A 20,450-nucleotide genomic window follows, 5' to 3' on the forward strand; every position below is an offset into this window, starting at 1 on the left:
ACTACTTCTTCAGCCGGATGGTGCCGGGGTCGTACAGACCGTCGGGCGCGGCCGACAGGATCCGGCTGCCGTCGATGTAGTAGACGTTGACGGCGGCCATCGGGACGACGTCGTTGCGCGTCAGCAGCGCCTTCTGGGCGTCTCCCCATGCGGCGCACTTGGCGGTCTCGTCGGTGGTGGACAGGGCCTTGCCGAAGGCCTTGTCGAACGCCGGGTTCTGGATGTTGCCGAAGTTCCGGCCCGCGGTCGGCTCGGGTCCCGACATGAGGCTCGCGGGTGCGGTGAGCAGGTTCGTCAGGTTGAGGTTGGGCAGCACGGTGACGTCCCAGTCACCCTTGTTGCCGAGCACCTCGGTGCCCCAGTTGGCGTTGGCGACATTGCGCAGGGTGACGTTCGCGCCGGCCGCCTTCAGGGCCGCCTGTACGTACTCGTTTCCGGCCCCGCCTGCGACCGCGTTGGTCCCCTCGACGGTGATCTTCAGGCCCTTGAGGTCCTTGGACGCGGCCGCCTTGTCGTACGCGGTGAGCAGCGAGGCGTCCTTGGACACGCACGGGACGTTGGCGTCGGCGATGCTGGTCATCAGCTGGCCCGAGCCGCGCGTGACGGCCTGGTTGAACGCCTTCTGGTCGAGCGCGGCCGCCATGGCTTTGCGCACCTTGGGGTCGGCGCCCGGGTGCCCCTTGCGCTCGTTGAAGACCACCATCATGCGGACGATGGGCGCGGGCTCGATCTTGTAGCCGGACTTGCCGGTGAAGCGGGCGACGTCGGCGCCCGTGAGACCGATCGAGTCCAGGGTGCCGGTCTGCATCTCGTTGGCCATGGTGGCCTCGGACTGGACCACCCGCATGTCGGCGCCCGAGGGCTCCTTGCCGGCGGGCTGCTTCGCGTACTGGGGGCCCCACTTGTAGCCCTCGTGCGCGGTGAGGCTGTAGACGCTGCCCGGCTGCGCCTTGGTCAGGTAGTAGCGGCCCGTGCCCGCGCCCTTGCCGCCGTTCTTGAGGAGGTCGGGGTCCTTCATCGCGGCCGGACAGATGATGGACGCCTGCGGCATCGCGAGCCCGTACAGCAGGTCGGACCAGGCGTTCTTCAGCTGGACGGTCACCTTGCGCGAGGCGTCGTCCCCGGTGGCGGTGACGGTGTTGCCCGCGCCGAAGACCTGCGCGGCGGCCGTCGCTCCGGTCTTCGGGTCGCCGAACCGGTTGAGCGAGGCGGCGACGTCGCTCGCCGTCAGCTTGGCGCCGTCGGTGCAGGTGATCCCTGACTTCAGGGTGAACTCGGCCTTGGTGGAGGTCGCGTCCCACTTCTCCGCGAGCGCGGGGACGACCTTCCCGCCGTCGTCGCGGCCGACGAGCGAGTCGTACGTCATGCGCGCCATCTGCAGATCGGCGGCGATGGTGCCCTTGCTCGGGTCGAGCGAGGTGGGGTCGGAGGCCATGGCGGCGGATATGCGTCCGTTGCCGCCTCCCTTGGTGTCGCCGGAACCGCTGCTGCTGGTCGTGCAGGCGGTGGCGCCGAGCCCCACGCACAACAGAATCGGAAGGATTCGGGGCGAAAATGGGCGTACTGAACTGGCCATGCGAGCCTCCGGGGCGCGATGGTGTGACGTGGGCAGGGTGGGATGACCTGGGTCAGAGGGCGGGGCGGCGGTGTCCCCAGGGCTTGGCCGCTTCCAGCTGTGCGCAGAGCGACAGCAGTTGCGCCTCGCCGGCCGGTCGGCCGGTGAGCGAGACGCCGATGGGCAGTTCGTCCTCGGTCCAGTGCAGCGGCAGGCTGGCCGCGGGCTGGCCGGTGAGGTTGTAGCCGCTGGTGAACGGCGAGAAGAGGCTCTGGCGGCCGATCTGTTCCATCAGCTCTTCGCCCGATTCACCGGTGAAGTAGGCAACAGGCTGCGGCGGAAGGCCCAGGGTCGGGGTGAGGACCGCGTCGTAGCGCTCCGTGGCCTCGACGACCCGCCGGCTGAGCCGCTGCGCTCCGGCGAGCGCACGGTAGAAGTCCTCGGCGCTCGTCTGCCGGCCGCGCTCGCGCCAGAAGCGGGTGACGGGGCGCAGCAGTTCTTCCTGCTCCGGGGCGACTTCGTAGCGCAGGGACTGAACTCCCCAGATGACGAAGAAGAGTTCACCGAGCTCCGCCACGAAGGGGTTGGCGACCTCCTCGACGTCGTGGCCGAGCGCCCCGAGGAGCTCGGTGGTCTCCTCGTACGCCTTCCGGCACACGGGGTCCACGGCGAATCCGCTGTCGCCCAGGTCGGCGTAGCGGGCGATCCGCAGCCGGCCCGGCTCCTCGGCGGCGTGCGCGAGGAAGGTCTCGCCGGGCGGGAGCGGCGGCGCCCAGTACGGGTCGCCGGGCATCGGCACGGACAGCGCGTCCAGCATCGCGGCCGCGTCCCTGACGGTGCGGCTCAGCGGTCCCTCCACGGCGAGGCCCGCCACATTGGCGTCGGGCCCCGGGCTGATCCGGCCCCGCGAGGGCTTCAGCCCGAAGATCCCGCAGCTGCTCGCGGGGATGCGCAGCGAGCCGCCCCCGTCGCTGCCGTGCGCGAACGGTACGAGTCCGGCGGCGACGGCGGCCGCCGCTCCGCCGCTGGAGCCGCCTGCGGAGCGCGTGAGGTCCCAGGGCGAACGCGCCTGGCCCCGGACGTCGTTGTCCGTGTACCCGGAGAGTCCGAATTCTGGGGTGTTGGTCTTGCCGAGGCTGATCGTCCCGGCCGCGCGCAGCAGGGTCACGCTGTGGGCGTCCACGTCCGGGACGTGGGAGTCGTACGCCTTGGATCCGAACGTGGTGCGCACTCCGGCCGTGGGCGTCAGGTCCTTGATCGCGGTCGGCACTCCGAACAGCGGCGGCAGCCCCTCGGTCCCCTCCGACGCGATGCGCCGCTCGGCCTCCCGCGCCTCGCGCAGGGCCGCATCGGCGGTGACCGAGATGAACGCCCCGAGTGTCGCGTCGTGGGCGTCGATCAGGTCGAGGCTGTGCCGGACGAGTTCGACCGGACTCACCCGGCCTTCGCGTACGGCGCTCGCTTGCGCCACTGCATCCAAGCCGTCGTACATGTGCGGGACTTCCCTCTCGGTCGTAGCGACGAACACGCTGAGAGAACGGTTGCCCGCAGGGCGGGAACCGGTCGACTGTGACGCAGGAATCACAACCTCGGAGCCGCCGCCTGTCAATACCGACCAGTCAGTACGTCATGCGATCGAAACCTGGAATCGCGCGTTCCGATCGCAACGGCCCTGCTGGAGAGCCAAAACCGACCAGTCGGTCATAGAGCCTTGTGCGCCGGTTCGCGGCAGGCTAAGTTCCGGGGCAGCCCTACGACCGCCCCGCACGAGCCCGCCCTCACCGGCCTCGTCTAGGGCATGTTCCCGATGCGTCGACGGGGGCCTCAGCCCCCACGCTGGCCCCATGAATCAGGCGATCGGGCGCGTCCTGCGGGACCGCAACGCAGGGCTTTATCTGACGGGATTCGTGGTCTCGGGCTTCGGCACGAGCGCGATGTGGCTGACGGCCGGGGTGTGGGTCAAGTCCCTCACCGGATCGAACGCGTTGGCGGCGCTGACGGTCTTCATGATGTGGGCGCCCTCGCTGGTCGGCCCGTTGCTCGGCACCCTCGCCGACCGCGTCCGCCGCAAGCCCCTGCTGGTCTGGTCGAACCTCGCCGTCGCGGCCCTGCTGCCCACGCTGCTCGCGGTGGACTCCCCCGGCCGCCTCTGGATCCTGTTCGCCGTCCTGCTGGTGTACGGCGCGCAGGGCGTCGTGGCCGACGCCGCCGAGGCCGCGCTGGTCGTCGCGGCGATCGACCACAGGCTGCTCGGGGACTTCAACGGACTGCGGATGTCGGCCAATGAGGGCATGAAGCTCCTCGCCCCGCTGGCGGGCGCGGGCCTGTACGTCCGCTTCGGCGGGCCCGCGGTGGCGCTCCTGGACGCGGTGACCTTCGTCCTCGCAGCGGGCATCTTCGCCTCGTTGCGCGTACGCGAGGAGAAGCCGGCCCGCGCCCCTGCCGGCCGCTGGCTCGCCGACACGGCCGAGGGTGCGCGCACGCTGTGGCACTCCCCCGTACTGCGGCCGCTGGTGGGCGCGGGCGGGGCCACCATGCTGCTCGCCGGGCTCAACGGGGCGGCGCTCTATGCCGTGGTGGACCGGGGGCTCGGACACTCGCCCGCGTACGCCGGTGTGCTGTACGCCGTCCAGGGCGCGGGCTCCGTCGCGGCCGGGCTCCTCGCGGGCCCGCTCCTGCGGAGGCTGCCGGAGCGGGTGTTCGCCGGGGCCGGGACCGCACTGTTCGCGGCGGCGGTGGGGCTGCGGTCGCTGCCGTACGACGGCGTGGTGCTCGCCTGCAGCGCGGCGATCGGGCTCGGCCTGCCGTGCGTGCTGATCGCGGCACTGACGGCGGTGCAGCGCGAGACCCCGGACGAGGTGCTCGGCCGCACCGCCGCCACCGCCAACACCCTGGTCTTCGTACCGAACGCGCTGGCACTGGCGGCGGGCGCGGGCCTGGTCGCGGTGGTGGACACCCACGTACTGCTGCCGGTGACCGGGGTGCTGGGGCTGCTGACCGCGGCCGGGCTGCTGCGCTCGGCGGCTACTGCGGGGCGGACTGTTGTACGGGACGCAGAAACAGCATGACCAGCAGTGCTCCCACCAGACACAGCACCGCGTCGACGCCGATCGCGGTGGTGATTCCGCCGAGGACGTGATCGGCGCTCTCGCCTCCGAGGGAGTTCATCCGTGCGGCGAACACGGCGCTGAGCACGGGGATGCCCAGCACGATGCCGACCTGCTGCGTCATGGTGGTCAGGCCGGTCGCCAGGCCCTGTTCACGGTCGGGCAGTGCGGAGGTCGCGGTGACCATGAAGCCCACGATCGGCAGGAGGTTGGCGAAGCCGCCGACGAAGGTCGCCACCAGCAGCAGGGTGATCCAGACCGAGTCCGCGCCGAGCAGGATCAGGGAGAGGGTCGCCACGGCCTGCGCCAGGAAGCCGGCCACGATCATCCTCTTGGTGCCGAGCTTGCCGAGGATCTTCGGCGAGCTCACCCCGCCGAGGAACGCGGCGACGCCGAGCACGATGAAGGACAGTCCCGCCTCCAGCGGTGTGTAGTGCAGAACGCGCTGCAGATAGAGGGTGAGCAGGAAGATGAGACCGGTCTGCGTCACAAAAGCCAGCAGGCCGACCACATTGCCCCAGGCCACGGCGGACCGGCGCAGAACAGCCACCGGGACCAGCGGTTCGGCGACCTTCCGCTCCACCAGCCAGAACAGGGTGAGCAGCAGCGCACCGGCCGCCAGCGGACCCACGGCCTGCGGATCGCCCCAGGACTTCTGACCCGCGCCGGTCAGTCCGTAGATGAGTGCGAGGAGTCCGAGCGTCACCAGTACCGCGCCGGGGAAGTCCAGCTTGCGCCGCTCCTGGGGGCGGCCCTCCTCCAGAACGGACGGGGCGAGGACGAGGACGCCGAGGGCGACCGGCACGTTGATGAAGAACGCCCAGCGCCAGCTCAGCAGGTCGGTGAGGACGCCGCCGAGGATCGCACCGGTGGTGAAGCCCGCCGCGGCGAGGGACCCGTTGAGGCCGAGCGCCTTGGCGCGCAGCGGCCCCTCGGGGAACGCGGTGGTCAGCAGGGAGAGCGCGGCCGGGGTCACCGCGGCGGTGGCCAGCCCCTGTGCGACCCGGGCGGTCAGAAGCAGCACTGGCGTGTTCGCCAGCCCTCCCGCCAGCGAGGAGACGGCAAGGAGCGCCATCCCCGCCTGGAAGAGCCTGCGGCGGCCGAAGAGGTCCGCGATCCGCCCGAACAGCAGAGTGAAGCCCGCGGCGGCGAGCGCGAATCCGGTGGCGATCCACTGGAGGTTCGCCAAGGAGAAGCCGACGTCGGCGCCGATGGTGGGCAGCGCGACGTTCAGTACGGAGAAGTCGACGGCCAGGGTGAAGTTGGCGGTGAGCAACAGGGCCAGGGCGAGCCGCTGCCGCCCCGTCATCCGCACGGAGGCCGCCGGTTCACTGGCGACGGCCCGATCAAGACTGGACATGCTGGAGGGTTCCTTCCGGAGGGGCGCGGTGCTGGTGATCAGCACTGTCGCCGTCCTCCGGGCGGGCAACCACACCGTGTTGTGGGTGGGCCGGCGCTGCCTGGCACTGACAGGGTCAGTCAACTCCCGGGCGGATCGGGGACGATGGGGCCATCGACTCCAACGCGGCCCTGGGCGAGTTTCTCCGCAGCCGGCGCAGCCGTATCAAGCCGGAGGACGTGGGCGTCGCCTCGTACGGGACGCGCCGGGTGCCGGGCCTGCGCCGCGAGGAACTGGCGCAGCTCGCCGGGGTGAGCGCCACGTACTACACCCGCCTCGAACAGGGGCAGTCCACCCGTGCGTCGGAGTCGGTGATCGAGAGCCTGGCCCGTGCGCTGGGCCTGAGCGAGGCCGAGCGAGCGCATCTGCACGACCTCGCCCGGCCCGCGCCGTCGGCCCGGGCGCGCAGAGCGGCGAAGCCCGCCCGGGCCGGGCAGGGCGTGAAGCTGCTGCTCGACGCGGTGGGCGCCGCGGCCCCCGCGGTCGTTCTGGGACTACGGCACGAGGTGCTGGCCTGGAACTCCCTGGGGCATCTGCTCCTGGCCGGACATCTCGACGCCGCCGCGCCCTCCCGGCCCGCGGACCGGCCGAACCTCACCACGATGCTCTTCCTCGACCCGCACACACGGGACTTGTACGAGCGCTGGCACGACGAGGCCCGGTGCGCGGTGGCGGCGCTCAGGGTGGTCGCGGGGCGCCACCGGGGCGACCCGGAGCTGGCCGGGCTGATCGGCCGGCTCTCGCTGAACAGCCCCGAGTTCGCCGCACTCTGGTCCCGGCACGCGGTGGCCGGCCATGGGGCGGGCGTCAAACGCTTCCGGCACCCGGAGGTCGGCACACTGGAACTGCGGTACGAGAGCCTGCTGGTTCCGGAGGACTCCGGCCAGCGCGTCCTGATGTACTTCGCCGATCCGGGCACCCCTTCGCAGGCCGCCCTGCAGCTCCTTGCCGGAGGTCAGGCCAGGGCCGACCGTACGATCGCCAGGTCCGACTCGGACGCCAACCCCGCGTGATACAGCCGGAGTTCAGTAGCGCCGAGCTCCGCCGCGCGTTCCGCGTCGGCGGCGAGGGTGCCAGGACTGCCGCCCATGCCGGAGACGACCGTGAAGTTGGCCGCCAGGACCGTCCTCTCGGTGGCGTGCTCGGCGAACGGGGTGAGGATCTGCGTGCCGCCCGCGCAGGGCACGACCACGCCGTCGGCGACGGACAGGATGTGCGCCGCGTCCACCCCGGCGTTGGCGCCGCAGTGGTACGGGACGGGGTCCGCGTGCAGCAGGACCTGGAAGCCGGGGGCAGCGGCGGTACGGACGGCCGCCACGGCCTCCTCCTGGAGCGAACGGGCTGTCCGCGTCCGCCAGTCGAGCGTGACGGCGGCCAGCTCGGCGCCCAGCAGCTTCTCGATCGCGGGCCATCCGGCGTCGGAGCTGCCGGCCGACCAGGCGGGGGCGAGAGCGCAACGGACGGCGATCTTCAAGTCGTCGGCGGCGACGCCCAGTTCTTCGTATCCGGCCGTGCAGGATCCGCAGAAGCAGAGCGACATCAGGTACTGGGCCGCGTCCCCGAGACCGACGCCCGCGATCTTGTCGTGGGCGTGCAGGTGGGCGAGTCCGTACCAGCCGAGCGACTCCAACTCGGTGCCGCCCGCCCCGGGACGTACGGCCGCCTCCGCCGCGAGGTCGACGAGGTAGGCGCGGGTGGCGGGCTGGGCGATGCACGGGGCCCAGGGGTAGCGGTCGCCGTAGGCGTTGACCACGGAGGTGGCCGGATGCTCGGCGCCCAGGCGGGAGTTGTGCGCCAGGACGACCCAGGTGTGCACGTCGAGCCCGGCGTCGGCGAGGGCGGCGGCCGCCTCGCCGTACGGGTCGGCGGTGGGGGCCCAGGAGCCTGCCGCGTACGGCTTCAGCTCACGCCCTTCCCACCGGGTGTCCGTGGGGTACAGGACGGAGGCGTGCTCGGCGGTGACGATCCGGTGCCGGGGGTGGCGCGGGGTCAGGGCCCGCGTGGAGTGGTACGCGGAGGCGAGGGTGACCTGCTGGACGCCGAGGTCCGCGATGCGGGCGGCGGCATCCGGGTCGCCGACGACGTCCCAGGGGTAGACGAAGGCCGAGGTCTTCATGCGGAGGCCCCCGAACCGAGCACGGCGCGCCCGCGCGCGATGATCGCGACGAGCTGCTCGACGTGGGCGGCGGTGGGCTCGCTCAGCGGCGGCCGTACCTCGCCGACATCGAGTCCGCCGAGCCGCACACCCGCCTTGACGAGCGCGACCGCGTATCCGCGGCCCTGGTTGCGCAGCTCGACGAGCGGCCGGTAGAAGCCGTCCAGGAGGGCGTTGACCGTGTCGTCGTCGTAGGAGTTGAGCGCCTTGTGGAAGGCGAGCGCGATGTCGGGGGCGAAGCAGAAGACGGCCGAGGAGTAGAGGGTGATGCCCAGGGAACGGTAGGCGAGGCCGGTGAGTTCGGCGGTGGGCAGCCCGTTGAAGTAGAGGAACTCCTGGCCGGGCAGCTCGGTCCGTACGGCGCTCACGATGCGCTGCATCAGATCGAGGTCGCCGTGACCGTCCTTGAGGCCGATGATGCCGTCGACCTGGGCGAGCGCGACGACGGTCTCCGGGGTGAAGACAGCGTTGTCGCGCTGGTAGACGATGGTGTCCAGGGACGTGGCGCCGGCGAGTTCGGTGTAGTGGCGCAGCAGCCCGGCCTGGTCGGCGACGACGAGGTAGGGCGGCATGGCGAGCAGTCCGTCGGCCCCGGCGGCCTCCGCGGTCTTGGCGTACTGGACGGCGAGCGCCGTACCGTAGCCCGCACCGGCAACGACGGGCACACGGCCCGCAGCCTCCTCGACGGCGGCCGCGACGAGCGCGCCGAACTCGGCCTGGGTCAGCGCGTGGAACTCGCCGGTGCCGCAGCAGGCGAAGACCGCGGCCGCGCCGGCGTCGACTCCGCTCCTCACATGCGCACGGAAGGCGTCGAGGTCGATGGAGCCGTCCGGCCCGTACGCGGTGACGGGAAAGAACAGCAGGCCATCAAGACGGCCGGCGAGGGCTGAGGACACGGGCGCTCCCTGGGGCATCCAGTCGTGCACAGTTCTGATCGGTGTTTATATTCTTGAACGCGACCACGCTAAGCCAGCAGCACACGGCCGGTCAAGACGAGAAACGCCGAGACAGAGGTGGAATCCGCTGCTCCGCGCGACACTTGACGGGGCTCGGTGGGGCTCCTTAGTTTGTCCATGGATGTGAATAGCGTCCATGGACACATCCACTCTGTTACGAGATTCCGTCGCGCGTCACCGAGGAGAGTTCCGCCCATGCCCGCTCCCCGCACCATCCTGCTCACCGGAGCCGCCGGCGGCCTCGGCACCCTGATGCGGGGGCTGCTTCCCGCGTACGGATACGAGCTCCGGCTCTTCGACGTCACCCCGATCGAGGGCGAGCCGGACGCGATCTGCGCCGACCTGGCCGACAAGGCGGCGCTGCGCGAGGCGGTCCGCGGTGTGGACGCCATCATCCACCTCGCCGGAATCTCGCTGGAATCGACCTTCGACAAAATCCTCAGGGCGAACATCGAAGGCACGTACAACCTCTACGAGGCGGCCCGCGAGGAGGGCGTCGCGCGCATCATCAACGCCTCGTCCAACCACGCGGTCGGCTACACCGACGCCCCGCTCGACGGCGAGCCGCTGATCCCGATCGACACCCCGCGCCGCCCGGACACGTACTACGGCCTCTCCAAGTGCTTCGGCGAGGACCTCGCCCAGCTCTACTGGGACAAGTACGGCCAGGAGACTGTCTCGGTGCGGATCGGCTCCTGCTTCATGGAGCCGTCGTCGGTGCGGATGCTCTCGGTCTGGATGAGCCCGGGCGACGGCGCACGCCTCTTCCACGCCGCGCTGACCGCCGAGGACGTACAGCACTCGGTCGTCTACGGGTCCTCCGCCAACACCCGCCTGTGGTGGGACCTCACCTCGGCGAAGGCGCTGGGCTACGAACCCCAGGACGACTCCGAGCAGTTCGCCGAGAAGATCGTCGCCGAACAGGGCGAACTCGACCGCACCAACGCGGCCCACACCCACCTCGGCGGCCCGTTCCTCACGGACCCGCCGATCTGGCCGTACTGATTCCCGCTACCTTCATGTCATGCCGAGCCCCCACGGATTCACCTACACCCAGCGAGCCGACGGCACAGTACTGATCACCCACCAGGGCCGCGCGGCAGGCACGCTGCGCGGCCCGCGGGCGGAGGAGTTCCTGGCGGAGGTGGAGTCGGGGGACGCCCAGCTGGTGATGGCGCGGTGGACCGGCGCGTACAAACACGGCAACGAGCGCACGGCCCGCAACCACCCCAGAAACCGCGGCTGACCTTCAAGGAACTGTAAAGCCGACCCGCTCGTTGTTCCCGGCATGACCGCAATGACCCCAGGCTCGAACATCCCGCTCCCGACCACGCGCGTCGCCGTGGACGTGTCGGCACCGGTGCGGCTCGACGTGTCGGGCCTGCTGCTCACCGCCGACGGCAAGGTGCGCAACGACGACGACTTCATCTTCTACAACCAGCCCACGGGCCCCGGTGTCACCTACCGCTCCGGCGGCGGCGCGGCCCCCGACGCGATCGTGATCGACACGGCCGCGGTCCCGCCGGGCATCGAGAAGATCGTCGTCACCGCGAGCCCCGACGCGGAAGGCCAGACCTTCCAGGGCATCGAGCCCACGGCCACGATCAGGTCGGCGGACGACAACGCCCAGATCGCGACGTTCACCCCGCCCCAGCTGGGCACGGAGACGGCGCTGGTGATCGTCGAGGTGTACCTCCGTAACGGCGCATGGAAGGCCAGGGCGGTCGGCCAGGGTTACGCGAACGGCCTGGCCGGAATCGCCACGGACTTCGGCGTCTCGGTGGAGGAGCCGACCCCCGCGGCGGCCCCGGCCCCGATGGCACCCCCGGTACCGCAGACGGCCCCGCCCGTGCCGGCAGCAACGCTCCCCGCACCTCCGGCGCCTCCAGCGCCCCCGGCACCGCCCGCCCCCGCCGCCTCGGGCAAGATCAACCTGGACAAGGGCCGGGTGAACCTCCAGAAGAACCAGACGGTTTCGCTGGTCAAGGGCGGCCAGCCCCTCCTCACCCAGGTCAAGATGGGCCTGGGCTGGGAGCCCGCGTTCCGCGGCAAGGACATCGACCTGGACGCCTCGGTCATCGCGTACGGCCCCCAGCGCAACCACCTCGACAGCTGCTACTTCGGCAAGCTCTCGATCCTGAACGGCGCCATCAAGCACTCCGGCGACAACCTCACGGGCGAGGGCGCGGGCGACGACGAGGTGATCGTGGTCGACCTGGGCCGCATCCCCGCGGAGGCGACGGGCCTGGTCTTCACGGTGAACTCCTTCACGGGCCAGAAGTTCACGGAGGTGGCGAAGGCGTACTGCCGCCTGCTGGACGCGGCGACGGGCGAGGAACTGGTCCGCTTCGACCTGACGAACACGGAGGCCCAGACGGGCGTGATCATGGCAAAGCTCATCCGCCAGTTCTCGGGCGAGTGGGAGATGACGGCGGTAGGCGACTTCGTGAAGTCCCGCACGGTCCGAGGCATGGTCAAGCCGGCGGCAGGCGCGCTGTAGCAGGTTGCAGCGAAGGGCGGTCGCGGCAGGAGTTGGCTGCCGCGACCGCCCTTCGGCGTACCAACCACGGACCACGGTCCGGAACCAAGTCCTTCCACGTCCCGTCCCAGCCGCATGAGCCAACGTGTGCGCCGTCCGCTGCTACTGGTACTCAGTCTCTGCGGCGCATTAACGCTCACCGCATGCGGAAGCGCGGGCGAGGACGACGGGCCCAAGAAGGTGGCCACCCGGCTGCGCGCCATCCCCCAAGAATCAGCTGTCCTCGCGCCGGACAACCGAACCGTCACCGCGGTCATCGAGCTCGGCGGCTGCCAGACCGGGAGCCTCACCGCACGCGAGACCGGCACCACGGTCTCCCTGGCCTAGTCGGTGATCACACGGCAGAAGAAGGGCGAAGCCTGCCCGAACTACCTCAGGGTCGGCCACATCAGCGTGGTGCTCCAGTCCCCACTCGCCGATCGCCGTGTCACCGACCAGGCCACAGGGGAACTGGTCACCATGAAAAAGCCGGACTCGCCTTCACCTCCGCACGGGAGCACTCACGCCTCCTCCCTGTGCAGCGGGTTGCCGGGGGCAGGGGTCGCGCGGATGAACGCTGTGACGATCTCCCGGAAGCCGGTGTGCCGAGTTCCTCCGGCGTGACGAAGCGCCCAACTGTCAGGGCCGAGCTGAGTGGTGGACGCCTCTGAGCGCTCCGAGCAGCTGGTGCACTCGATCTCGCGGATGGGCGGAGACACACCGTCGCCGAGGTCGGCTCCGAGCATCCAGTCCGCGTGCTTGATGACGCTGCGGGGGCTCATGCGGTGCGCTCCGTCCCGGGGTTCAGGGCGTCCTCGACAGCGGCACGCAGGTCGTCGGCGTCGGTGAACCAGGACCTGTCTCCGGGACTAATTCGCCAGCAAGGGCCGGGGCCCTTCACTCGGCGCGGAGGCGGAACTGCGAGGTAGTCGCCCACACCGAGAGGGTGCGTCTGCTCGACTTCCCACCCGGCGGCCGTGCCGGGGGCCACGAACCAGTACAGGGCGGGCTCACGGGCGTCGTCGACGACGGCGCCCGAGCGGGATCCCAGGATCTCCAGCGTGGTGAGACCGATGGTGCGGGGAACGCGGATCGCGTCCCAGTCGGCACCTGCGGGCAGTAAGCCGCAGCGGCCGGAGTACTGCGGACCGGTACGTGTCGTCATGGCGATGGACTCCTCGGGGTGCCGTCAGCTGCTGGAGTCAGCTTGACTCCCACGCGCGGCCTTTTCGAGGACTTCCACAGGGCTTTTCTGTGCCCAACTGCGGACCTGTATAAGACCTTTCGGGTGATGTGTAGCCAGTGAGCGGACTTTTGACGACACTGGACGTTCAACGACACCGGAGGTGACGCGTGCCTCGACTCGCGGGCAACATCAAGCTCAAGGCCGCACGCATGGCGGCCGGTTACAACTCACAGCAGGCGCTGGCCACGGCGATGACCGCGCAGGGCTTGTCCGTGGGAGTGCGGCAGGTACGTCGCTGGGAATCCACCAACCCGCCCTGGCCGCACCCGGATTGCCAGGTAGTTCTCACCCAGCTGCTCAGCCAGGACATCGAGGCCCTAGGGTTCACCGCACCCGACGGCAGAGACGGACAGCGCCCCGACCCGATACGCCGCCGCTTCGTCGCCACGGCTGCCATCGCGGCCGTCGGCCTCGCCACAGTTCCGTCTCAAGCCGTCGCGGCCAGGCAACCCGCCTCGGTCGCCTCGGACTTCGAGGCGGTGACGTGCTCGCACCGGCGTCTGTACTGGTCGGTCGCTCCGGCCACCCTCCACCCTGCGGCGCTCGCACACGCCACGCTCGGCTGCGCGCTGCTGCCGGAGACCGCAGGGGCCACCCGCAGCCTTCTCGCTGCTTCCCTGGCCGAGACCTACCTCCTTGCCGGACGCATCGAGTTCTTCGACCTCCGCGAGCCGGATCGCGCGCAGGAAACCTGGCTTCGCGCCCTGCAAGCAGCGGGCGAGGCCGACGACGCACTGCTGGGAAGCGCGATCCTCGCGCACACGGCATTCATCCCCGGTTGGGCAGGTGAACGGGACAGAGCGGCGGAACGGATGGTCGCCGCCCGCACCTACGCCCGCCGCGGCAGCGCAAGCGCCGAGTTGTGGGCGTGGCTGGACGCGGTCGAAGCGGAGTGCGAAACGCGGTGCGGAAACACGAGGACGGCCCTGCATCTGATCGGGCACGGCGAGGACATCCTCGCGGCAGGCGGCGAACACGAAAACCCGGTGTGGATGGACTGGTTCTCGCCCGTACGACTGGCCGCGTTCAAGGGCAACACCCAACTGCGCGCAGGCCACTTCCCGCAGGCCCGCACCACGCTCCTCCAGGTCCTCGATGAACTCGGTCCGGAGTCCGACAAGCAACGCACCGTGATCTACGGCGACTTGGCGGCCGTCGAGGCGGCCACATCAAACCCTGAGGAGGCCTGCCGGTACGCGCTCCTGGCGCTCGACCAACTGGCGATCACCTGGTACGCAACGGGCATGGACCGGGTCCGCGAGGTCCGACGTTCGCTCACCCCGCACCAGCACGAACAGTGCGTGCGCGACCTCGACGACCGGCTGTACGGCTGGGGTACGACGGTCAGTGCGCTCGCGCGTTGAACTTGGCGATCTGCTCCGGGAGTTCAATGAGCGACACCACCCGGAAGGTGGGGAGCTCGCGGGCTTCCGCGGTGTTCCACTGGATCGTCGCCCACGGACCCCGGCGAATGAGCGCGGTCGGCATTCCGGCGGCCGTGGCGGGGCGCAGGTCGTTGTCGACACGGTCACCGACGTAGAGGATCTCCGCAGGCTCGAACGGCACGGCGTCGGCGACTCGGACAAAGAACTCAGGGTCGGGTTTGCTGGCGCCCCAGTCGTCAGAGGTGCCGATCAGATCGACTTCGTCGGTGAAGAGCCGACGCAGGATGCCGCCGGCGCGCACGGTCTGATTACCGGCAATGCCCAGCCACAGACCGTCGGCCCGCAGTTGCGCGAGGGCGGGGCGGACGTCGGGGTAGAGGTCGGTCTCGTCAAAGTGCTCGGGTTGCCCAGCCGCGGCGCGCGCTTCCCGCTGCTCGTAGAGGTCGAAGCCGGGCCTGAACTCCTGGAAGGTGTCGCGGTAGTCGCGGCCCTGGGCGATGACGGCGCCGAACATCGCGGCGAAGGTGTGGCGGGGCACGCCGAGCCAGTCGGCCCAGGTGCCGTACTCCCTCGTCTCATCTACGAGGCACTCACCGACGTCGAATACGACCGCATGAATCATGGTGGGCATCGTATTGCCATGGCACTACGGCTGTTGGTGTCCCAGCTCTAGGGTGAGCAGTCATGCTGACCATCGACGTCTCCTCTGTCGTCTCGGAAGACGAACTGCACGGCCTGCTGCAGCGGGAGTTCGACTTTCCGTCCTTCTACGGCGGGAACTGGGACGCGTTCTGGGATGCCGTCACCGGCCTGGTTGAGATCCCCGGTCATGTGCGTTTCCTCGGCTGGGACTCGCTCCTGGAACACGTTCCGAGCGGGGGTCGGATGCTCCGGCGTCAACTGGACAACTACCGCAACCGCTACCGCCCCGATCTGCTCGTCGAGTACGTGCAGGGAAGGCATCTGTGACCTCTGGCGGAGCCTCAGTGACACCGATAGGTTCTCCGCGGTGACCTTGATGGAGACGCAGGGCCTCGCATCGATGACCGACGGGGCGCAGCTGCATTGGACGGCGCTCGGGGACACGACTCGGCAGATGCCCGTGGTCATGCTCCATGGCGGTCCGGGTCTGCCGGACTATCTGGGCGATGTCGCCCTGATGGTCGCGGACCTCGCGTCCGTGTACCGGTACGACCAGCGTGGCACAGGCCGATCCCTGTGGCAGGGCTGCCATTCCTTCGCCCGGCATGCCGACGATCTCGCCGATCTGCTCGACGCATGGAACGTGCCCAAAGCCATTCTGATCGGGCATTCCTACGGCACCGATCTGGCGAGCCGATTCTGCCTGGCGCACGCTGACCGGGTTGCCGCGATGCTGCTGATGTGCGGGCCGTTCGTTGGCGATTGGCGTACCGGGGACCGAGCAGAACGTGACCACCGCATGTCCGCAGGTCAACAGAAGCGGCTCCGCGAGTTGGAAGAGTTGCCGCGCCGCACAGAGGAACAGGAAGTCGAGTTGCTCACGCTGGCCTGGTTCACCGACCATGCCGATCCCGAACGCGGGTGGCACTGGGCCGCGCAGGGTGCCCGGCGGCGTCGTCCCATCAACTGGGCCATGAACGACGAACTTGGCAAGGAAAGACGTGCGGACCCGCTCGATGGACACCTTGCCGAGCTGCGCACGTGCCTGCCCGCACGGACTGAGCTCCTCGGCGGGGCCGACGATCCCCGCCCTGTGTCGGCTCTTGAATCACTCGCGCTACGGCTCGCTCTTCCTCTGACACGAATCGAGGGCGCTGGGCACGAGCCCTGGCTGGAGCAGCCCGACGCCGTGCGTGCGCACCTACGGCGATTCGTGCAAGGCACGGTGGATACGCCAGGTGCCGAAATGGGCCGCCGATCGTGAACCGAGCCCCTGTCTGGACCGCCGCCCAGGTGCCTCCAGGTGCGCGCCCCTGTCATCTGCGGCACCGTGTAGCGGGGGCCGTAGACGAAAGGCGCAGCGATGGGCGACGACAACGGAACCTTCGACCAGCTCAAGGGCAAGGCGAAGGAAGCGGTCGGCAAGGCCACGGGCGACGACCGCATGGCCGGCGAGGGCAAGACCGACCAGGTGAAGGGCAAGGCCAAGAACCTGGTCGAGAGTGCCAAGGACACCCTTGCGGGCGCCAAGGACTCGCTGACGGGCGACAAGAAGAAGGACTAGCCACCGCACGGCGGGCGGGCCTCATGGACGTACGTCCGTGGGGCCCGCCGTCCTGTCGGGTGAACTCGGGCATTGTCGGGCCGAAACAGGGCACCCTCTGCCACCATGACCACCTTCGTCGTGACGATCCCCGGTACGTTCCTCGCCGACCTCACCCCGGCCGCGCGCCAGACGCTCCTGAGCAGGCTGCGGCCGGCCGATCCGCAGACGACGTCCTTCGGCGAGTCGGAGGACCTGGACCTTCTCACGCTCTACAGCGGCACCAAGACGTTCAGCCTCCGCCTGGAGGTGGAGGCCGACGACACGGCGGGCGCTGAGAACGAGGCGCGCCGTATCGCGGCCGACGCCCTGCGGGTGGCTGGCTTCAGCGAACAGGACGCCCCCCTCGGCGAAGCGGCCATCACCGGTATCGACGCCTCGGGATGAAGCACAGGCCGGAACCTAGGAGTCGCAAGTGACCTGGTCGCGCGGCGTGTAGTGCGTGTGGAACGGCTCCCGCTTCACTTCTTCGCCGCCCTGCTTGAAGATCCGCTGGACCGTGACGTCGAAGCCCTCGGCCGGGGACTGCGGCTCGCACTGTGCGGTCGAACCGGTGCGCTCCGCGGGCTGCTTGATGTTGGTGCGCGGGCCCTTCTCCGATTCGATCGCGTCGTACTTCTTCGTGCCGATGAAGCTGATCGTCACCGAGGTGTCGGTCGCGCCGGCCTGCACATAGATCGCGTTGCCCGAGTCGTTCTTGAACTTCAGGTCCAGGCTGCCCCAGGCGACAGTGGCCTCGCGGCCCTCGGGGTAGCGCTCGATGTAGAAGGAGTGCGCGCCGTACTCGACGGGCTTGACGCCCGCGAAGAACATCGCGTTGAACATGGTCGTCGCCACGGCCGAGACCCCGCCGCCGGGAGCCTTCGCGTACTGGCCGTCGAGGATCATCGTGCCGTCGACGAAACCGTTGGCCTTGGTGCGTTCGCCGACCGTCTTGTTGTAGCTCCACGTCTCGCCGGGCTTCACGACGGAGCCGTTGATGAGTTCGGCGGCGCGGCCGATGTTGGTCGTACGGTACGGAGCCTGCTCGAAGTTGACCGTGAAGGAGGACATCTTCTCCTTCAGGCCGAGCTGCGCGGCGTTCTCGCGGGTGACGGTCGGCTCGGTCTTCTCGGTCGCCACCGTGGTCGTGCGGGCTGTGGCACCGGCCTTGGTCAGTGCGGGCAGTACCGCCTTGCCGAGGGCCTTGGAGGTGATCTCTCGGCCCGCACTGCCGTCGGCGACGACCACGGCCTTGTCGCCGTCGAGGCTCAGCTTGGCGTTGGTGGCCTTCGCGGAGATCTGGGCGAGCGGTGCGGCGGGGTCGGCGAGGAGCGCCTTCGCGTCCAGCTTGGGCTGCAGACGGCCTGCGGCGTCGGGAGCCATGGTGAGGTGCTTGCCGAGGATCTCCGGGCTGATGACGATCTGCCGGCCGCCGGCGTCCAGCGTGACCGGGGCCGACATCGCGGGCTTCCCGAACTCGCGCAGGGCGCGCTGCGCCTCGTCGGCGGAGATGGTGGGCTTGGTCTCCTTGGTGGGGAGGTCGGCCGCCTTGTCCGCGTTGAGGTACGACGTGCGCAGGGTCTTGACCGCGCTGTCGACGTCGAGCGCCTGGCCGCTGCGGGCCTCGACCTCCTTGGCCTGGCCTGCCTTGAAGGTGACTCCGCCGTCGCGAACCTTCTGGTTGTACTTGTCGGCCAGCTCCTGCAGGGCGGTGCGGGCCTTGGCCTCGTCGTAGCGGACGACCGGTTCGGTGTCGCTGCCGGAGCCGAAGAGGTTCCCGATCACGGTCACGGGGTTCGCGCTGCTGGGCCGGGCGGCCTGCTCGGCGGTCTGGCGCGCGTCGAAGCGGAGTCCTGCCTCGGCGGGGTCGATCTCGGCCGTACGGCCTCCGACGCTCACCTGGAGCGGCTCGGACGCGGCGGCGCCGTGCTCCTTCTCCAGCTTGTCGCGGGCGTCGGCGAGGCTGAGCCCGCCGATGTCCACGCCGCGTACCTGGGTGCCGTCGGCTATGCCGTCACCGGCGAGGAGGAGCCCAGCGAGATAGAGACCGCCTGCGCCTACTGCCACCGCACCACCGGCGGCTGCGGCGGGATGTATTCGGCGCATGGGTCTCCCTGGGAAGGTCTGGACGGGGTCAGGAGACCGTAGCAAGAACACTCAGAATGGGGCAATAACGGTCAACAGTGAGCAATCACACCACTCCTCTCGGGCACCGTGAAGCGTCGGAGAAAGTTGACACGTCGGAAGTTTCCGACGCATAGTGAGGGTCATGGCAGCAGTAGACGTGTTCAGTGCGCTGGCCAATCCCGTACGCCGCAGGCTGCTGGAGTCGCTCCAGGACGGTCCGCGCGCGGCGGGTGATCTCGCCGGGGAGTTCGCGCTGAGCCGGCCTGCGGTCTCCGAGCACCTGGCCGTGCTCAAGAACGCCCGGCTGGTGCGCGAGGAGCCGCGAGGGCGGCATCGCTTCTACCACCTGGAAGCAGCTCCACTGGCGGAAGTCGGCGCGTGGCTGCATCCCTTCGAGCACTACTGGCGCACCCGGATGAGCGCGCTGAGCGACCTGATCGACGAGGAGAACCCATGAGCACCACCGACCCGGCCGCGATCCACTGCGACCAGTTCATCGCCCATCCCCCGGCCGCGGTCTGGAAGGTCCTGACCGATCCGGAGCTGCATGCGAAGTGGTGGGCGGCCGGGGACGTGCGGCCCGTCGTGGGGCATAGCTTCACGCTCGACATGGGGGCCTGGGGGCATCAGGGGTGCGAGGTGCTCGCCGTGGAGCCCGAGAAATTGCTCCGCTACAGCTTCGCGCCCGGCACGCTGGACTCCACCATCACCTGGGAGCTCCGCCCCGAGGGCACTGGCACGCGCCTGTTCCTCGAGCACGCGGGGTTCGACCTCGACTCCCCCCTGGGTAAGTCCGCACTCGAGGGCATGGGCCGAGGCTGGCCCGGCATCCTGAAGCGAGTCGAAGCCGTCCTGGCCGCGGCGGGCTCCTAGCGGTGAGGTGGTGCCCGAGATCAGGTCGGCAACGGGAGTAGAGCTCGTCTCTTCAATGCCGCCCCGCCCGAAGGAAGTGGCAGCTCCAAGAAGTATCCGTTGCCGTCGCACCGGGCACCCCGATGCACGCTCACCGTAACCGTGAAGCCACTCCGCAGTCGCGCCATTATTCGCGTCGGTCGGAAGCCCGCGCCTGGACGAGCAGGAAGGGCGGAAGGGAGGCACGGCGCGGCTGTTCTGCAGCGACCGCGCCATCAGGAGCGGGTTCCGCCAGCACCTCGATCGTGAAGCCGTGGGCGATCAGTTCGGCGACGTACGTGGACAGCGTCCGGTGCTGGTTCCCTGCACGGCGCGCGCCCTCGGGATTGTCGGAACGCCAGAACCCCTCAGCCAAGTAGTCGCCCACCAGACGGTGTTCACGCCCCGCCTCGCCCCGGACCCAGCTCGCTCTCGGCGCCTCGAAGCACGGGTGCGGAATGATGAACACGAGCCGCCCGCCCGGCACCAGCACGCGGCGGGCAGCGGCCAGGGCAGCCGCCAGATCGGGCACGTTGTTCAGCGCGAGACCTGCGGTGACCCAGTCAACGGAGCCCGCAGCGACCGTCGACAGCGTGCATCCGTCATCCAGGGTGTACGTCGCCCCGGTCGCGGTGTCCGTCTCGGCGGCCCGGGCGTGGGCGATCATCCGCGGCGCCGGGTCGATGCCGCTGACGGACGCCCCGCGCAGGGCGAGCGCGCGCGTGAGGATTCCCTCGCCGCAACCGACGTCCAGGACCCGAACTCCCGTGAGTTCAGGGGGAAGACGGTCGAGGAGGTTGTCGCGCGCGAAGTCGTGCAGAGCGGATGCGGCACGGAGTCGTTCCGCGTACCAGTCGGCGATGGTGTCCCAGGTTTCAGCCATC

23 protein-coding genes are annotated in these 20,450 nt (G+C 69.8%); 13 read left to right on the plus strand and 10 right to left on the minus strand.

The window, feature by feature from the left end; translation table 11 throughout:
• Position 1: 1 nt before the first annotated feature.
• Positions 2-1,522: an ABC transporter substrate-binding protein gene (locus OG707_RS06930; RefSeq protein WP_329115457.1), complete on the minus strand. Its 1,521-nt coding sequence runs from the start codon at positions 1,520-1,522 to the stop codon at positions 2-4.
• 106 nt (positions 1,523-1,628) lie between these two features.
• Positions 1,629-3,047 (minus strand): amidase, encoded by a 1,419-nt coding sequence (locus OG707_RS06935; protein ID WP_329115459.1) that lies wholly within the window; start codon positions 3,045-3,047, stop codon positions 1,629-1,631.
• 352 nt (positions 3,048-3,399) lie between these two features.
• On the opposite strand from OG707_RS06935, the gene OG707_RS06940 reads away from it, so the two are divergent.
• On the plus strand, positions 3,400-4,623 hold the full coding sequence (locus OG707_RS06940) for an MFS transporter (RefSeq protein WP_329115461.1): 1,224 nt from the start codon (positions 3,400-3,402) through the stop codon (positions 4,621-4,623).
• Here OG707_RS06940 and OG707_RS06945 read toward each other — a convergent pair.
• A complete protein-coding gene (locus OG707_RS06945; RefSeq protein ID WP_329115463.1) occupies positions 4,580-6,022 on the minus strand; it encodes an MFS transporter in 1,443 nt (480 codons plus the stop codon). The two genes, OG707_RS06940 and OG707_RS06945, sit on opposite strands and share 44 nt — an antisense overlap.
• A gap of 218 nt (positions 6,023-6,240) precedes the next feature.
• On the opposite strand from OG707_RS06945, the gene OG707_RS06950 reads away from it, so the two are divergent.
• Entirely contained in the window at positions 6,241-7,074 is an 834-nt protein-coding gene (locus OG707_RS06950; RefSeq protein WP_443071276.1) for a helix-turn-helix transcriptional regulator, read from the plus strand.
• On the opposite strand, the gene OG707_RS06955 is transcribed toward OG707_RS06950, so the two are convergent.
• Together OG707_RS06955 and OG707_RS06960 are read right to left on the minus strand one after the other, a co-directional pair.
• Positions 7,017-8,177, minus strand: a complete 1,161-nt coding sequence (locus OG707_RS06955; RefSeq protein ID WP_329115465.1) for a hypothetical protein — start codon at positions 8,175-8,177, stop codon at positions 7,017-7,019. The two genes, OG707_RS06950 and OG707_RS06955, sit on opposite strands and share 58 nt — an antisense overlap.
• The gene (locus OG707_RS06960) at positions 8,174-9,112 is read right to left on the minus strand and encodes a 5-dehydro-4-deoxyglucarate dehydratase (protein WP_329115467.1); all 939 of its coding nucleotides are present in this window, start codon (positions 9,110-9,112) and stop codon (positions 8,174-8,176) included. The genes OG707_RS06955 and OG707_RS06960 overlap by 4 nt, the downstream gene beginning before the upstream one ends.
• 255 nt (positions 9,113-9,367) lie before the next feature.
• Between OG707_RS06960 and OG707_RS06965 the strand changes: the two genes are divergently transcribed.
• The 4 genes from OG707_RS06965 (at position 9,368) to OG707_RS06980 (ending at position 12,038) form a co-directional block, all read left to right on the plus strand.
• Entirely contained in the window at positions 9,368-10,177 is an 810-nt protein-coding gene (locus tag OG707_RS06965) for an NAD-dependent epimerase/dehydratase family protein (protein WP_329115468.1), read from the plus strand.
• Positions 10,178-10,196: 19 nt separating this feature from the next.
• Positions 10,197-10,418, plus strand: coding sequence for a hypothetical protein (locus OG707_RS06970; RefSeq protein WP_329115471.1), 222 nt, complete (start codon positions 10,197-10,199; stop codon positions 10,416-10,418).
• A gap of 42 nt (positions 10,419-10,460) precedes the next feature.
• Positions 10,461-11,672 (plus strand): TerD family protein, encoded by a 1,212-nt coding sequence (locus tag OG707_RS06975; protein ID WP_329115472.1) that lies wholly within the window; start codon positions 10,461-10,463, stop codon positions 11,670-11,672.
• A 219-nt stretch (positions 11,673-11,891) separates the two neighbouring features.
• A complete protein-coding gene (locus OG707_RS06980; protein WP_329115474.1) occupies positions 11,892-12,038 on the plus strand; it encodes a hypothetical protein in 147 nt (48 codons plus the stop codon).
• A gap of 173 nt (positions 12,039-12,211) precedes the next feature.
• Here the strand turns inward: OG707_RS06980 and OG707_RS06985 are convergent, their stop codons facing one another.
• Both OG707_RS06985 and OG707_RS06990 read right to left on the minus strand, forming a co-directional pair.
• Complete coding sequence (locus OG707_RS06985; RefSeq protein ID WP_329115476.1) at positions 12,212-12,472, minus strand: DUF7848 domain-containing protein; 261 nt, start codon at positions 12,470-12,472, stop codon at positions 12,212-12,214.
• Positions 12,469-12,855: a hypothetical protein gene (locus OG707_RS06990; RefSeq protein WP_329115477.1), complete on the minus strand. Its 387-nt coding sequence runs from the start codon at positions 12,853-12,855 to the stop codon at positions 12,469-12,471. The genes OG707_RS06985 and OG707_RS06990 overlap by 4 nt, the downstream gene beginning before the upstream one ends.
• A gap of 188 nt (positions 12,856-13,043) precedes the next feature.
• On the opposite strand from OG707_RS06990, the gene OG707_RS06995 reads away from it, so the two are divergent.
• Positions 13,044-14,300: a transcriptional regulator gene (locus tag OG707_RS06995; protein WP_329115479.1), complete on the plus strand. Its 1,257-nt coding sequence runs from the start codon at positions 13,044-13,046 to the stop codon at positions 14,298-14,300.
• Here the strand turns inward: OG707_RS06995 and OG707_RS07000 are convergent.
• Positions 14,281-14,943, minus strand: a complete 663-nt coding sequence (locus tag OG707_RS07000; RefSeq protein ID WP_329115481.1) for an HAD family hydrolase — start codon at positions 14,941-14,943, stop codon at positions 14,281-14,283. The two genes, OG707_RS06995 and OG707_RS07000, sit on opposite strands and share 20 nt — an antisense overlap.
• Positions 14,944-15,005: 62 nt before the next feature.
• On the opposite strand from OG707_RS07000, the gene OG707_RS07005 reads away from it, so the two are divergent.
• The 4 genes from OG707_RS07005 (at position 15,006) to OG707_RS07020 (ending at position 16,953) form a co-directional block, all read left to right on the plus strand.
• Entirely contained in the window at positions 15,006-15,290 is a 285-nt protein-coding gene (locus OG707_RS07005) for a barstar family protein (RefSeq protein WP_329115483.1), read from the plus strand.
• A 49-nt stretch (positions 15,291-15,339) separates the two neighbouring features.
• The gene (locus OG707_RS07010) at positions 15,340-16,227 is read left to right on the plus strand and encodes an alpha/beta fold hydrolase (protein WP_329127645.1); all 888 of its coding nucleotides are present in this window, start codon (positions 15,340-15,342) and stop codon (positions 16,225-16,227) included.
• Between the two features lie 99 nt (positions 16,228-16,326).
• Positions 16,327-16,527 carry a CsbD family protein gene (locus OG707_RS07015; protein WP_329115485.1) on the plus strand — a complete coding sequence of 67 codons (201 nt, stop codon included), beginning with the start codon at positions 16,327-16,329 and terminating at the stop codon, positions 16,525-16,527.
• A gap of 105 nt (positions 16,528-16,632) precedes the next feature.
• Positions 16,633-16,953, plus strand: coding sequence for a hypothetical protein (locus tag OG707_RS07020; protein WP_329115487.1), 321 nt, complete (start codon positions 16,633-16,635; stop codon positions 16,951-16,953).
• Positions 16,954-16,968: 15 nt separating this feature from the next.
• Here OG707_RS07020 and OG707_RS07025 read toward each other — a convergent pair whose 3' ends face one another.
• Positions 16,969-18,654: a VanW family protein gene (locus OG707_RS07025; RefSeq protein ID WP_329115489.1), complete on the minus strand. Its 1,686-nt coding sequence runs from the start codon at positions 18,652-18,654 to the stop codon at positions 16,969-16,971.
• 163 nt (positions 18,655-18,817) lie between these two features.
• Here OG707_RS07025 and OG707_RS07030 point away from each other — a divergent pair, with 163 nt between their 5' ends.
• Together OG707_RS07030 and OG707_RS07035 are read left to right on the plus strand one after the other, a co-directional pair.
• Complete coding sequence (locus OG707_RS07030) at positions 18,818-19,132, plus strand: ArsR/SmtB family transcription factor (RefSeq protein WP_329115491.1); 315 nt, start codon at positions 18,818-18,820, stop codon at positions 19,130-19,132.
• A complete protein-coding gene (locus OG707_RS07035) occupies positions 19,129-19,548 on the plus strand; it encodes an SRPBCC family protein (protein ID WP_329115494.1) in 420 nt (139 codons plus the stop codon). The genes OG707_RS07030 and OG707_RS07035 overlap by 4 nt, the downstream gene beginning before the upstream one ends.
• A 166-nt stretch (positions 19,549-19,714) precedes the next feature.
• On the opposite strand, the gene OG707_RS07040 is transcribed toward OG707_RS07035, so the two are convergent.
• Complete coding sequence (locus OG707_RS07040; RefSeq protein ID WP_329115495.1) at positions 19,715-20,449, minus strand: class I SAM-dependent methyltransferase; 735 nt, start codon at positions 20,447-20,449, stop codon at positions 19,715-19,717.
• Position 20,450: the final 1 nt, after the last annotated feature.

The sequence above is a fragment of the Streptomyces sp. NBC_01465 genome, assembly GCF_036227325.1.
GTDB lineage: Bacteria > Actinomycetota > Actinomycetes > Streptomycetales > Streptomycetaceae > Streptomyces.

Excerpts from the sequence above, each read along its gene's own strand:
- OG707_RS06945 (WP_329115463.1), bottom strand. The coding sequence starts at position 6,022 with ATGTCCAGTCTTGATCGGGCCGTCGCCAGTGAACCGGCGGCCTCCGTG.
- OG707_RS07035 (WP_329115494.1), top strand. The coding sequence starts at position 19,129 with ATGAGCACCACCGACCCGGCCGCGATCCACTGCGACCAGTTCATCGCC.
- OG707_RS06970 (WP_329115471.1), top strand. The coding sequence starts at position 10,197 with ATGCCGAGCCCCCACGGATTCACCTACACCCAGCGAGCCGACGGCACA.
- OG707_RS07025 (WP_329115489.1), bottom strand. The coding sequence starts at position 18,654 with ATGCGCCGAATACATCCCGCCGCAGCCGCCGGTGGTGCGGTGGCAGTA.
- OG707_RS06965 (WP_329115468.1), top strand. The coding sequence starts at position 9,368 with ATGCCCGCTCCCCGCACCATCCTGCTCACCGGAGCCGCCGGCGGCCTC.
- OG707_RS07030 (WP_329115491.1), top strand. The coding sequence starts at position 18,818 with ATGGCAGCAGTAGACGTGTTCAGTGCGCTGGCCAATCCCGTACGCCGC.
- OG707_RS06990 (WP_329115477.1), bottom strand. The coding sequence starts at position 12,855 with ATGACGACACGTACCGGTCCGCAGTACTCCGGCCGCTGCGGCTTACTG.
- OG707_RS06975 (WP_329115472.1), top strand. The coding sequence starts at position 10,461 with ATGACCGCAATGACCCCAGGCTCGAACATCCCGCTCCCGACCACGCGC.
- OG707_RS06985 (WP_329115476.1), bottom strand. The coding sequence starts at position 12,472 with ATGAGCCCCCGCAGCGTCATCAAGCACGCGGACTGGATGCTCGGAGCC.
- OG707_RS06940 (WP_329115461.1), top strand. The coding sequence starts at position 3,400 with ATGAATCAGGCGATCGGGCGCGTCCTGCGGGACCGCAACGCAGGGCTT.
- OG707_RS07010 (WP_329127645.1), top strand. The coding sequence starts at position 15,340 with ATGGAGACGCAGGGCCTCGCATCGATGACCGACGGGGCGCAGCTGCAT.
- OG707_RS07020 (WP_329115487.1), top strand. The coding sequence starts at position 16,633 with ATGACCACCTTCGTCGTGACGATCCCCGGTACGTTCCTCGCCGACCTC.
- OG707_RS06955 (WP_329115465.1), bottom strand. The coding sequence starts at position 8,177 with ATGAAGACCTCGGCCTTCGTCTACCCCTGGGACGTCGTCGGCGACCCG.
- OG707_RS06935 (WP_329115459.1), bottom strand. The coding sequence starts at position 3,047 with ATGTACGACGGCTTGGATGCAGTGGCGCAAGCGAGCGCCGTACGCGAA.
- OG707_RS07040 (WP_329115495.1), bottom strand. The coding sequence starts at position 20,449 with ATGGCTGAAACCTGGGACACCATCGCCGACTGGTACGCGGAACGACTC.
- OG707_RS07000 (WP_329115481.1), bottom strand. The coding sequence starts at position 14,943 with ATGATTCATGCGGTCGTATTCGACGTCGGTGAGTGCCTCGTAGATGAG.
- OG707_RS07005 (WP_329115483.1), top strand. The coding sequence starts at position 15,006 with ATGCTGACCATCGACGTCTCCTCTGTCGTCTCGGAAGACGAACTGCAC.
- OG707_RS07015 (WP_329115485.1), top strand. The coding sequence starts at position 16,327 with ATGGGCGACGACAACGGAACCTTCGACCAGCTCAAGGGCAAGGCGAAG.